This window comes from Planococcus daihaiensis, assembly GCF_049262615.1.
Lineage (GTDB): Bacteria > Bacillota > Bacilli > Bacillales_A > Planococcaceae > Planococcus.
In genome coordinates this window covers 23,361-35,691 of record NZ_CP175504.1, presented here as the reverse complement: position 1 = coordinate 35,691, position 12,331 = coordinate 23,361, and the positions used below count along the sequence as shown (strand labels likewise).

The 12,331-nt window shown below is 47.5% G+C and carries 14 protein-coding genes; 11 read left to right on the top strand and 3 right to left on the bottom strand.

The window, feature by feature from the left end; translation table 11 throughout:
- Positions 1-17: 17 nt before the first annotated feature.
- The 3 genes from DHX103_RS00180 to DHX103_RS00170 all read left to right on the top strand — a co-directional run bounded on the left by DHX103_RS00180 (position 18) and on the right by DHX103_RS00170 (position 2,662).
- A complete protein-coding gene (locus DHX103_RS00180) occupies positions 18-536 on the top strand; it encodes a divergent PAP2 family protein (RefSeq protein ID WP_422123265.1) in 519 nt (172 codons plus the stop codon).
- A gap of 108 nt (positions 537-644) precedes the next feature.
- Positions 645-1,625 (top strand): LacI family DNA-binding transcriptional regulator, encoded by a 981-nt coding sequence (locus DHX103_RS00175; protein WP_422123264.1) that lies wholly within the window; start codon positions 645-647, stop codon positions 1,623-1,625.
- A gap of 92 nt (positions 1,626-1,717) precedes the next feature.
- The gene (locus DHX103_RS00170) at positions 1,718-2,662 is read left to right on the top strand and encodes an MBL fold metallo-hydrolase (RefSeq protein WP_422123263.1); all 945 of its coding nucleotides are present in this window, start codon (positions 1,718-1,720) and stop codon (positions 2,660-2,662) included.
- A gap of 18 nt (positions 2,663-2,680) precedes the next feature.
- Here DHX103_RS00170 and DHX103_RS00165 read toward each other — a convergent pair whose 3' ends face one another.
- Positions 2,681-3,520 carry an NAD(P)H-hydrate dehydratase gene (locus DHX103_RS00165; RefSeq protein ID WP_422123262.1) on the bottom strand — a complete coding sequence of 280 codons (840 nt, stop codon included), beginning with the start codon at positions 3,518-3,520 and terminating at the stop codon, positions 2,681-2,683.
- A 128-nt stretch (positions 3,521-3,648) separates the two neighbouring features.
- Here DHX103_RS00165 and DHX103_RS00160 point away from each other — a divergent pair, with 128 nt between their 5' ends.
- Together DHX103_RS00160 and DHX103_RS00155 are read left to right on the top strand one after the other, a co-directional pair.
- Entirely contained in the window at positions 3,649-3,813 is a 165-nt protein-coding gene (locus tag DHX103_RS00160; protein WP_422123261.1) for a hypothetical protein, read from the top strand.
- A gap of 246 nt (positions 3,814-4,059) precedes the next feature.
- The gene (locus tag DHX103_RS00155; protein WP_422123260.1) at positions 4,060-4,449 is read left to right on the top strand and encodes a nuclear transport factor 2 family protein; all 390 of its coding nucleotides are present in this window, start codon (positions 4,060-4,062) and stop codon (positions 4,447-4,449) included.
- A 146-nt stretch (positions 4,450-4,595) separates the two neighbouring features.
- Here the strand turns inward: DHX103_RS00155 and ptsP are convergent, their stop codons facing one another.
- Both ptsP and DHX103_RS00145 read right to left on the bottom strand, forming a co-directional pair.
- Positions 4,596-6,314 carry a phosphoenolpyruvate--protein phosphotransferase gene (gene ptsP, locus DHX103_RS00150; RefSeq protein ID WP_422123259.1) on the bottom strand — a complete coding sequence of 573 codons (1,719 nt, stop codon included), beginning with the start codon at positions 6,312-6,314 and terminating at the stop codon, positions 4,596-4,598.
- Positions 6,311-6,580, bottom strand: coding sequence for a phosphocarrier protein HPr (locus DHX103_RS00145; protein WP_422123258.1), 270 nt, complete (start codon positions 6,578-6,580; stop codon positions 6,311-6,313). The genes ptsP and DHX103_RS00145 overlap by 4 nt, the downstream gene beginning before the upstream one ends.
- Positions 6,581-6,754: 174 nt before the next feature.
- Between DHX103_RS00145 and DHX103_RS00140 the strand changes: the two genes are divergently transcribed.
- The 6 genes from DHX103_RS00140 (at position 6,755) to DHX103_RS00115 (ending at position 12,329) form a co-directional block, all read left to right on the top strand.
- On the top strand, positions 6,755-7,507 hold the full coding sequence (locus tag DHX103_RS00140) for a DeoR/GlpR family DNA-binding transcription regulator (protein WP_422123257.1): 753 nt from the start codon (positions 6,755-6,757) through the stop codon (positions 7,505-7,507).
- Positions 7,504-8,436 (top strand): 1-phosphofructokinase, encoded by a 933-nt coding sequence (gene pfkB, locus DHX103_RS00135; RefSeq protein WP_422123256.1) that lies wholly within the window; start codon positions 7,504-7,506, stop codon positions 8,434-8,436. The genes DHX103_RS00140 and pfkB overlap by 4 nt, the downstream gene beginning before the upstream one ends.
- Complete coding sequence (locus tag DHX103_RS00130) at positions 8,433-10,340, top strand: PTS fructose transporter subunit IIABC (RefSeq protein ID WP_422123255.1); 1,908 nt, start codon at positions 8,433-8,435, stop codon at positions 10,338-10,340. The genes pfkB and DHX103_RS00130 overlap by 4 nt, the downstream gene beginning before the upstream one ends.
- A gap of 158 nt (positions 10,341-10,498) precedes the next feature.
- Entirely contained in the window at positions 10,499-11,221 is a 723-nt protein-coding gene (locus DHX103_RS00125; RefSeq protein WP_422123254.1) for a 3-ketoacyl-ACP reductase, read from the top strand.
- A 154-nt stretch (positions 11,222-11,375) separates the two neighbouring features.
- A complete protein-coding gene (locus DHX103_RS00120) occupies positions 11,376-11,837 on the top strand; it encodes an SRPBCC family protein (protein ID WP_422123253.1) in 462 nt (153 codons plus the stop codon).
- A gap of 153 nt (positions 11,838-11,990) precedes the next feature.
- On the top strand, positions 11,991-12,329 hold the full coding sequence (locus tag DHX103_RS00115) for a MerR family DNA-binding transcriptional regulator (protein WP_422123252.1): 339 nt from the start codon (positions 11,991-11,993) through the stop codon (positions 12,327-12,329).
- Positions 12,330-12,331: the final 2 nt, after the last annotated feature.

The window sequence follows — 12,331 nt, the reverse complement described above, 5'->3', positions numbered from 1 at the left end:
AGCAGGAGGCGGATTGCATGAATTACGGCGTGATAACATCCTTATCAGCGATTGGGATAGCACAGGCTTTGAAAATTGTAACAAATAGGAAATTGACAGGTAAATGGCACTGGAAACATGCGTTTACAACAGGAGGCATGCCGAGTTCCCATTCGGCGGGTGTCTCAGCTCTCGCTACATATGTGGCCGCTCATAAAGGGACTCGCCATACAGAAACGGCATTGGCAGTCGTTTTCGGAACAATTGTCATGTATGATGCGCAAGGAATTCGGCGACATACCGGGGAAATCGCTCAACTAGTGAATGAACTGGAAGACAGCCTCATTTCAATGAAAGGCGAGTTCCCGAGTCTTGAATTGATCAAACGTGAGCAGGAGTTGAAAGAGCTATTGGGGCATCAGCCGGCTGAAGTATTTGCGGGCGCTATGTTCGGTGTGCTCCTTGGGCTGATTTCGGCCAAACTTGAGAACAACGCGAATGATCGCAAACTGAAACGGTTGCCCGTTCCGGGAGATATGAACCGATACCAGTATTAAAGCCATAAGACTGCGCCCTTCCTGAAATTCGGAAGGGCTTTTATAATGCCGTGAGTTCTGTTAATGTATACGTATACATAAAACAAGGAAAAGAAAGGGGCTGCGTTTATGGTGTCTTCCAAAGATGTTGCAAAACTTGCCGGGGTTTCGCAGGCGACGGTTTCAAGAGTCTTGAATAAATCTGAAAAAGTGAATGCAGCCACCATCGAAAAAGTGAATGCAGCGATTCGGGAATTGAATTACCGGCCGAATGCCGCAGCCCGTTCTTTGATAAGCCGGAAGAGCGGTGTTATTGCATTGATGTGCGGACCGCTGGATGACCCCGATAACGCGGAGTTCTCCGGAAAAATGATTGCGTATGCAAGAGAGCAAGGTTTTATTGCAGAGCTTCATATTCAAGACCCAGAGGAGCCGGCAGCCGTTTTTGAAACGATCAGCAAATCGCAGGCGGAGGGAATCATCGCCGGTCCCCTGGTACTTGTCGGATCAGGGGTGGAGTTGCTGAAGACCTCCGGCATCCCGTATGTATTTTGCGGCATGGAGCATTTCGAGAACGGCAGTTTTGTGTCGATGGACAATTACGCTGCTGGAAGGATGGCGGCGGATCACATTTGCAGCCTCAATCACCGGGTGGTCGGCTGGGTGGGGGGAAGTACCGATGAGCCGCGGCTTCAGGAACGATATAGCGGGTTTCTGGCAAGGATGACAGAACAGCAGATGGAGATTTTAAGCGCCCCGGTGGCTATCCCCAATTTGGATGCCGTTCTTTCAGCGATGCTGGCGAGAAAAGACCGCCCAACAGCCATCGTGGCAGGGACAGATGCGATCGCCGCTGAAACCATCGACTTTCTGATTGCCTACGGGTATTCCATTCCGGAAGATATGACGGTGATGGGCATCGGCAATTCTAAACAAGCTGCGATGAATTACCTGAGCCTTACCAGTATCGGGCTTCCTGAACATACGGATATCTTTGGTATGGCCATGGCCCAATTAATTGCACAGCTAAGTGAAGAGGGGGCAAAGAACATGTCCAACGACCGCATCTTGCCCGAGTTGTTCGAACGAAAAAGTTCAGCAGCCATTTAATTTTTATTATGTATACGTATTCATTCGTCTGACTCGACCTAAGTAACTGGAATCTTTGGTATACTTTGGGTAATTAAAGGGAGGGATTGGGAATGGAGAGCATTTATCCTGTCAATTTAACAGACCGAATTGCATTGATTGATGGATATGATATGGGCATAGCAGAAAGAACCGGTACATATGTTATCGAGGAAGAGCAATTGACGCTGATTGAGACGGGTCCAAGTCCGTCAGTGCGATATATCAAAGAAGGCCTGGCCAAATTGGGGCATAAGCTTAGCGATGTGAAATATGTGATTGTGACACATATCCATCTCGACCACGCCGGCGGTGCCGGATTATTGCTTCAGGAATGTCCGAACGCGAAACTTGTTGTACATGCAAAAGGCGCTCGGCATCTGAGCGATCCGTCGCGTCTAATCGCAGGAGCAAAAATGGTGTATGGCGAACGCTTTTCTATTTTGTTTGACCCCATCGTAGCTGTGCCTGAAGATCGGATTGTCATCAAAGGGGAAGGCGACCGGCTGGAGATCGGCCCGGATTGCAATTTAATGTTCTGGAATTCGCCGGGGCATGCCAATCATCATCTTGCCATAATTGATCCGGTGAGCAACGGGGTTTTCACCGGCGATACTGCGGGTATCCATTACCAGCAATTGGCGAAAGAAGGGATTGAATTTCATCTGCCTTCAACGTCTCCGAACCAATTTGATCCGGACATTATGCGGGATTCGATTATCCGAATGAAAAACGAAGGATTTTCCCGTGCTTTTTATGGACATTTCGGTATGACGGAAAATCCGGATGCAGCTTTTGAGCAATCCCTGGAATGGCTCGATGTTTTTATGGAGGAAGCAAACGCCGCAGTTACAGCGGGTGACAGCCAAGCCGAATTGGCTAATCGATTGAAGGGGCGGATCCAAACAGATTTAAATGCAAAAGGAGTTTCAGAACAGCACGAAGTTTATGAGCTCATCGAACTCGATTTGATGGTAAGTTCCATGGGGCTGTTCGATTATCTCGGCAAACAAACGTGACAAGCAGTCGACTGCTTGTCATTTTTCAAAAGTTTTCATGACCACAGGCAGCAAATCCGTCAGTTCATGGGCAAGAAGAGAGTGTGCCGAGCGGGTGCGGACCCATTCATCGGCACACGCCCCGTGAAGATGGACGGCATTCAGAACAGCATAACGCCAATTGTCGTGGCAGCAGAGCATGCCGAGAATCATGCCGGTCAGCGTGTCACCCGTTCCTCCCTTGGCCAGGGAACTATTGCCTGTCGGATTAATGAAAGTCTCGCCGTCCGGAAAAGCTATGACGGTACCGGGGCCTTTCAACACGATGGTGACGCCCAGTGTACCAGCCCAATCGGAAGCGAAAGCGGCACGACTTTGTTGAAGTTCTTCCGCTGAAACGCCCGTCAACCTTGAAAACTCTCCCATATGCGGTGTCAGGATGACAGGCGCTGTAGCTGATTTATAGCTTCGCGGGGAGAGGGCACCGGCATCAACTACCAATGGCTTACCTTCCAGCAGTAGTCGTTCGATGGCCGCTTCCGTTTGTTGATCCGGCAGCATGCCCGGCCCGATAGCGACCGCGCTGTAATGACTCAAATCCAGCTGGGCGTCATCCATCCGCTCCAATAAATCCGTTTCAAATGTCGCTTCCGGAACAAAAGAGCAGATGGGGCCAATGGATTCTTTGGCAGTGGCAATTGCTAATTTTCCGAGGCCGCTCCTCATCGCAGCATATGCGGCCAACACAGCTGCCCCCGGCATACCCGCACTGCCCACCATGAGGAGTGCAGTGCCAAAACTCCCTTTATGACTGTCCTGTCTTCTGTTGGGCAAGGTTCTGGAAACATCTTCTTCTGACCATCGCACTAGATCTTTCATCGCTTTCCCATCCTTCCTATACTAATGATTAGCCAATCTGGCGTTTTATTAAACAGCACATTTCTCATTGATTGAAGAAAGGTGGAGCGGGTAAAGAACATTAAGCGAATTATTAGGGAGTGTTGAAGATGGCCGAGAAAAAAGATGCGAAAAAGGAAGAGAAAGAAAAAGAAGAGAGCTTTACCGGTTCACCCGAGGAGCAATTCCCCGATCTGGAAGCGGAAGACTCTCGCGAACAGCCAAAAGGAAAAACAGAAAAAAAGAAGGGTTCCGACAAACCAAAAAAGGATTAATGGGCGCCATCATCTTACGGGATGATGGTCTTTTTGTTTAAAACAGGAGTTTTGTTCTATAATGTTTCAGTTGAAAATGGGACTTTGTGAATTTATTTTGCAGTAATTTTCCTGTAAGATGAAAGTAATAATAATAGTCAGAAATATCTGAATATAAAGGGTGTGATATAAAAATTTTATTGAATTATATACCTTTCAGATGCCCTAATGTCGATACGTCAAATCAAAGATTTGGAGGCGTCTTGCATGGAAGAATTGGCAAAACCGGAATTCTTTCGGAAATTTAATGCAGCTTTTTTTCAAGGAGACCAGGATTTCATCGAGGAGCATGTAACTGATGATGTTGTCTGGTCGATAGTGGGCACTGAATCTGTAAAAGGAAAACAGGGCTTATTGGATGCGGCTTTTGGCATCGCGGATTTCAACAATACGGAATACAATATTGAGTCGGTTATTTGCAATAAAGGGGAAGCGGCGGTAAAGGGAGTCACCAAGCGTACCGATGAAAACGGCAAGGTCCGCAATTTCTGCTATTGTGATGTGTATACACTGGATACCGAGCAGCCAGAGAAAGTAAAAAGCATTATTACTTTTGTTATTGAATTGCAGAAAGAACAACACGCAAATAGCTATTGAGAACGGTTTTGGGTCAGCTGCTGTTTTGGAGCGGAACCCCTAATACAAATCCACTCTTTTTAAAAAAATACTAAAAAGCCATCGAAAAAGAAACATTTTCGATGGCTTTTCAATTTGTCTCCTTTTGTCTCATTGCTCAAACAGCTTTATTTTTTCAGCAATTGCGTAACATAGTCTGTCACATCTTCTGCAGTCGGCAAAGATAAAATGTGTTCGATATGCTGTTCCATGTCCGTTTTGGACAGGCCGCTGATCATCGAGCGGGTTTTCAAGATTGATGAAGCACTCATTGAAAACTCATCCAGGCCGAGGCCGAGCAAGATGGGAACGGCCAGTTCTTCTCCAGCCATCTCTCCGCACATGCCCGCCCATTTGCCTTCTTTATGGGCTGCATCGATCACCATCTTCACCATCCGCAAGATTGCCGGATTGAACGGCTGATAGAGATGTGCCACATTTTCGTTCATGCGGTCGGCAGCCAACGTGTATTGGATCAGGTCATTTGTACCGATGGAGAAAAAATCGACTTCTTTGGCAAAGACATCCGCCATGACGGCCGTGGACGGGATTTCGACCATAATGCCGACTTCAATGTTGTCATTGAAGGGAATGCCTTCGGCTGCCAATTTTTCCTGCTCTTCCACAAACAATTGTTTGGCCTGCCTGAATTCTTCCAACGTGGCAATCATCGGAAACATGATCTTTAAATTGCCATGGACGCTTGACCGGATCAATGCCCGCAATTGCGTTCGGAACAAGTCAGGCATTTCCAGGCATAAACGGATGGCGCGAAGTCCCAGGAAGGGGTTCAGTTCTTTCGGCAGGTCCAGATAAGACAATTCCTTATCGCCGCCGATGTCCAGTGTGCGGACGACGGTCGGTTTGCTGCCCATGCGTTTCAAAACATCAGCGTAAATCTCGAATTGCTGTTCTTCGGTAGGCAAGCTGTCCCGGCCCATATATAAAAATTCTGTGCGGAACAGGCCGATTGCTTCTGCGCCGTTTTCAAGCGCGGAAATGACGTCTTTCGATGAACCGATATTGGCGCCAAGTTCCACCTCAACACCGTCTGCTGACACTGTAGCTGCATCTTTTAATGAAGCGAGCTCTTTCTTTTGCGCGGCAAATTCCGCTTTGCGCTGTTCATATGTCGCGATTTGATCTTCCGTCGGATCGGCGATGATTTTGCCTTCAATGCCGTCGATGATCACAAGTGTGCCATCTTCCAACGTTGCCATCAGCTTCTTGACGCCGACGACCGCTGGAATTTCAAGCGTCCGTGCCAGAATGGCGGAATGCGAAGTGCGTCCGCCAATTTCCGTCACGAAGCCCTGGATGAATTCCGGGTTGAACTGCACCGTATCAGAAGGGGTGAGGTCTTCTGCCAACAGGATCACTTTTTCGGAAATCAAACCGGGGTTCGGGAATTTCACGCCCAATAAGTGCGCCATTACACGATTTCTCACATCTTTGATATCCGCGGCACGTTCCTGCATGTATTCATTGTCCATGGCAGCGAAAATCCCCATGAACATATCCGAAACTTCCTGCAGGGCAAATTCAGCATTGACCCGGTCAGTTTGTATCTTTTCCGTGATGGGGCCGATCAGTTCCGGATCGCTCAACACCATCAGATGCGCACCGAAAATGGCCGCTTCTTTCGGGCCAATCTGTTTTTCAGCCTGTTCTTTGATCTCTTCCAGTTCCTCGATAGATACAGCGAGAGCTTCGTGCAGTCGCTCGATTTCCAGTTCCGGGTCTTCGATCGTTGCCTTTTCAAATAGAAGGGAGGGAGTTTCCAAACGGTAGGTCTTTGCTATGGCAATTCCGTCAGAAGCCGCAATTCCATAAAGTTCCGCTGTCATTGGTTCGAAATCCCTTCATCTTTCATCGCTTGTTCAATGGTGGCCATCGCTTCTGCTTCATCTTCGCCGTCTGCTGAAATGGTAACGATTGAGCCTGATGAAATTCCGAGTGACATGACGCCTAAAATCGATTTCAAGTTTACTTTTTTGCCTTTGAATTCCAGTTGGATATCCGATTTGAATTTGCTTACTGAACCGACCAGTGCAGAAGCAGGTCTTGCGTGCATTCCAGCTTCATCTGTAATTGTAAATTGTTTTTCAGTCATTATAGTTCCTCCTCGGTGATTGGGTACGTTCTTTTTATAATTGCCTTAAACCCTTTTGCTTAAAGGATTTATTCCAATTAAATGAACGGATTTGATTGCTTATGAATGATTATGATTGATTTTGGAAGCGATTTCAAGTAATATCTACTTAAAATTACTAAAGCGGGTGATTATTTGTTAACCAACGAGCGCCATGACTTCATTTTAAAGTTAATCGAAGAAAAACGGACAGTAAAATTGCAGGAATTGGTTGAAAGAACGGACGCTTCGGAATCCACGCTGCGGCGCGATTTGACGGAGCTCGAGAGCATGGGCAAACTGGAGCGGGTATTTGGCGGTGCTGTGTTGCCGTCAAGCAATTTACAGGAACCGAGCATCGCGGACAAAGCGACGCGCTATCTGGAAGAGAAGAAATCCATTGCGGAATTTGCTGCTGGATTCGTCCAGGACGGTGACAGTGTCTTTCTCGATGCCGGCACAACCACTTTGCAAATGATTCCTTTTCTGAAAGACAAGAATCCGGTGGTCGTGACAAACGGATTGCCATTGGCAGAAGCATTGAATGTTGCCGGCATTACAACTTATCTGACCGGGGGCTTATTAAAGCCGCTTACGGGTGCTTTTGTCGGATCAGGCACATTACTTGCGCTTGGCACCTATCATTTTGATGTCTGCTTTCTTGGGGTGAACGGCTTCCATGCGGAATACGGCTATACGACACCTGACCCGGAAGAAGCCGCCATCAAGCGGAAGGCCAGTGCCCATTCCAGAACGACCTATATGCTGGCAGATCACAGCAAACTGAACAAAGTGAGCTTCGCGAAAATTATGGATCTGCAGCAAGCCTCCTTGATTGTCGACCAAATGGCAGCTGAATCGCTGCCGGAGTTTGAAAAATTAACATCTATAAAGGTGGTGGAATCATGATTTATACATGTACGGTATCCCCGTCAATTGACTGCACCAATTATTTACCCGATTTTAAAATCGGTAAATTAAACAGAAGTGAAAAGGTTCATTATTATCCCGGCGGCAAAGGCATCAATGTTTCCCGTGTTTTGAAACGTCTCGGCGTGGACAGCATAGCGCTCGGTTTCGCCGGTGGATTCACCGGCCAATTTATCGAAGATTTTCTGGCGGAGGAACACGTAAAAACAGATTTTATTGATACCGGTCAGATTTCCCGCATCAATATCAAGATTAAATCAGCCGATGAAACTGAATTGAACGGCCCGGGACCTGAATTGACTGACGGACATTTGGAACAATTGAAAAACAAAATGAAAAACATCAAACCCGGTGACTGGTTTGTGCTGTCCGGCAGCATCCCGGAAGAGTTGCCTTTGAGCTATTTTCAAACTTTGGCCGAGACTTGCCAGGCGGCGGGAGGGCATTTTGTCCTCGACACATCCGGCAAAGCGCTTCCGGCACTCATCAATAGCAAGCCGTTTCTGATCAAACCCAATACAGAAGAACTCGGCGATTTATTCCAAACGAAGATTGCCGATAAGCAACATGCTGCGGAATGTGCATTTGAACTGACGGCGCAGGGCGTGGAAAACGTCATCGTTTCAATGGGAGCGGAAGGGGCAATTTTCGTTGACCGCGAACAGGCTTATTGGGCGGAAGCTCCCAAAGGAACAATGGTCAATACCGTTGGAGCGGGCGACTCGATGGTCTCCGGATTCATCGCGGCGTTGTCGCTGGGCAAGTCAAAAAGCGAAGCTTTCCGCTACAGCATCGCAAGTGGCAGTGCCACCGCCTTCCGTTCCGACCTGTGTGACAGGGAAGATACGGAAAAATTATTGGAACAGATTACCGTTCACCCAATAACTAGACTGGATGTGAAAAAATGAGAATTACGGATTTATTGACAAAAGACACGATTGCCATGGATTTGCGTGCTGATTCCAAGTCCGGCGTTATCGATGAATTGATTGCGCAGCTGGATTCTGCAGGCAAGCTGGCGGACCCGAAAACATTCAAACAAAACATTTTAACGCGAGAAGCACAGAGTACAACAGGCATCGGTGAAGGAATCGCCATTCCCCATGCGAAATCCGCTGCAGTGAAATCCCCTGCAATTGCATTCGGCAGATCACTTGACGGCATTGATTTTGAATCGATGGACGCACAGCCGGCTAACTTATTCTTCATGATTGCGGCGAGTGAAGGTGCGAATGATGCGCATCTGGAAGCTTTGTCCAGACTTGCCACATTCCTGATGGATACGGATTTCCGCAATGAAATTCTGCAAGCACAAAGCAAGGACGATGTGATTCGCGCAGTTGTTGACAAGGAGCTGGAAGTCGAAGGCCCAGAAGAAGAAGCTGAAACAACAACCGGCAAAGGAAAGATTCTGGCCGTTACTGCCTGCCCGACCGGCATTGCCCATACCTATATGGCTGCAGAGAAATTAAATGAACGTGCGAAAGATTTGGGTATACCATTGAAAGTCGAAACGAATGGTTCCAGCGGCGTGAAAAACCGACTGACCGCTGAAGACATCGCAGAAGCGGATGCCATCATTGTGGCAGCGGATACAAAAGTGGAAATGGCACGATTCGACGGCAAACCGGTCATTCAGACGGCAGTCGGCAAAGCGATTTATGAAACGGATGCGTTGCTGGACAGAGCGGTCCGTAAAGATGCACCCATTTATAAGCACGATAAGTCAAAAGACGATGCTGCTGCAGATGAAACAAAGGGTGGATTTTATAAGCACCTGATGAACGGTGTATCAAATATGCTGCCGTTTGTTGTGGGTGGCGGAATTCTGATTGCGTTGTCATTTTTCTGGGGCATCAATGCGTCAGATCCGACGCATCCGGAATATAACGAATTTGCAGCTATGCTCAATACCATTGGTGGCGGCAATGCGTTCTTCCTGATGGTTCCTGTTCTGGCCGGCTTTATCGCCATGAGCATCGCCGACCGGCCCGGCTTTGCACCGGGTATGATCGGTGGTTTGATCGCCATTACGGTATCTGGTGTTGATGAAGTCAGCGGCGGTTCCGGTTTCCTTGGCGGTTTGATCGCTGGTTTCCTTGCAGGTTATGTAACTTTGGTCGTTAAAAAAGCATTTGCTGGTTTGCCTAACTCACTGGAAGGCTTGAAACCTGTTTTATTCTATCCGGTCTTCAGCATCGCGATTACCGGGATTGTCATGATGCTCGTCAATCCGCAATTGACCAGTGTTTACACAGCCATCTCAGCATTCCTTGAAAGCCTCGGCGGCACGAACCTGATTCTTGTCGGATTGCTGCTAGGCGGCATGATGGCCATCGATATGGGCGGTCCGATCAATAAAGCCGCCTATACGTTCGGTATTGCAATGCTTGATGCAGAGAACTTTAATTTTATGGCAACCGTTATGGCTGCCGGTATGGTGCCGCCACTTGGCATGGCACTAGCCACAACTTTGTTTAAAAATAAATTTACAAAACCGGAGCGGGAAGCCGGGAAAACGGCTTACGTGCTCGGCGGCTGCTTTATCACAGAAGGGGTTATCCCGTTTGCTGCGGCTGACCCGGCACGCGTCATTCCGGCATCTGTAGCAGGTGCGGCAGTTACCGGCGCGCTGGTCATGCTGTTTGACATCGGTCTTCGTGCACCTCATGGCGGCATTTTCGTTATCGGTCTTGTTGATGATGGCAGTATCTTAAGTATTTCGTTATACATTGCCGCTATCATTGCCGGCAGTTTTGTTACCGCCTTTGCAGCGGGACTCATGAAAAAAAGAGTTGTATCGGCTGCATAAAACAAAAACCACTTTCCGCACAGTAGCGGAAAGTGGTTTTTTCTGGGCGTTTGCACAACAGCGGACAAAAATGAACGTGTAGAATCGGTCAAAGAGGGAATCGGGTATAATGTAGAATGGATTAGGAAACATACTGAAAAGGAAGGAATGAATGCATAATGGCACAATCACTGAAAGGCAAGACGGCTTTTATTACCGGAGCGGGAAAAGGGATCGGCAAAGCGACAGCAATCGCATTGGCAGAAGAAGGCGTCAACATCGGTCTGATGGCGCGGACAGAGTCGGATCTGCAGGCGGTGGCGGAAGAATTGAAGAGCAAAGGTGTCCAAGCTGCCTATGCAACGGCTGACGTTTCTTCGATGGAACAGGTTGATGCGGCAGTAGCGAAACTGACCGAAGAGCTCGGGGAAGCGGATATTCTCATCAATAATGCCGGCATCGGCACATTCGGTCCGTTTCTGGAAATCGAGCCAGCCGAGTGGAAGAAAATGATCGATGTCAACCTGATGGGCATGTATTATGTGACACGCGCCGTATTGCCACAATTGATCGGAAAAAATGGCGGCGATATCATCAATATTTCGTCGATGTCCGGCGTCAAAGGCACGGAAGGTTCAAGTGCCTACAGTGCGTCCAAATTCGGCGTGCTTGGCATGACGGAATCCCTGTCACAGGAAGTCCGCAAGCATAATATCCGCGTGTTCGCGCTGACACCAAGCCTTGTCATCACGGAATTCTTCGGCGGTGGCAATAAACCGGAGAAGAGCGAAGAGAAATTCATGCAAGCCGAAGATCTGGCCGAATATATGGTGGCCCAATTAAAATTGAATCCACGGATTTTCATTCCGAAATCAAGTCTGTGGGCGACGAATCCTTTTTAAAAAATGAAACAGAAAGTATTATGACCCGAACGGAAAGTATTTGGGGTAAAACAGAAAGTATTTGCAGCGAAACAGAAAGTGTTCCACCGTTTTCGGAAAGTAAATCCTTAATTTGGAAATGAAAATTGGTGTGAACAGCCAAGGGGGCATTGAATTGTTGAAATGGAAAGAAGAAATGATGATCAAACAGCCGATTGACAAGGTTTGGCGACTGTTTTCAGATGCCAACGCCAAAATTCTCTATCCGAAACTGGATGATCATGTATTGGTTGAAAACGAGAATGATGAAACGGGCGCCAAACACGCCCAGAGTTATACGGAAGGCAAACAGCTGCAAACTTATATTGTCGAAACCATGCTGTATGATGACAAACCAACCAAAAAAGTCCGGCATACGCGATTTTCCATGAACGACATGTTTCAGATTGACTATATATTTACACTGGATAAGAAAGCCGATAACCTGACTCTTTTTACTTATGAAGGTCAGCAGAAAGGTACGACTGTTACCGGAAAAATGATGCTGCTGGCCGGCAGCAAAAAAAGACGGCAGGAAACCATCCGCGATTTTATGCAGCGCGTGGAAACGAATGCCGAAAATTTTAAAGCCGAATAAGCATCTTCTTGAAAGCTTGGATTTCCAGGCTTTCTTTTGTTTTGTGAAATATCACGCTATACTTCATTGATAGTAGAAAACTTTTAAAAGCACATGATTGCCTATTGACCTTGCAGTGCGCTGGAAGGTTTATACTTCTTCAGGAGGGGTCAAATGCACAAAATCAGTGAATTTTCGGAACTGACCGGATTGTCGAAAGAGACTTTGCGTTATTATGAAAAGGCCGGATTACTGGAACCGGCTCATGTGGATCCAGCCAATAACTACCGCTTTTACGACGACGGCAGCTATTTTCTTGCGATTTTACTGGTCCAACTGCGGAAACTTGGATTTTCCATCCAGGAAATGCTGGCGGTCATGAACGATGAATCGTTTGCCCGGTTGGAAGCCATCGTCATCGAAAAGCGTGACAACGTACATAGGCAAATCACTCAAATGAACCAGCAACTGAACGACATTGATGAATTTTTGGCCTCAGGAAGGGGAGAATAGAA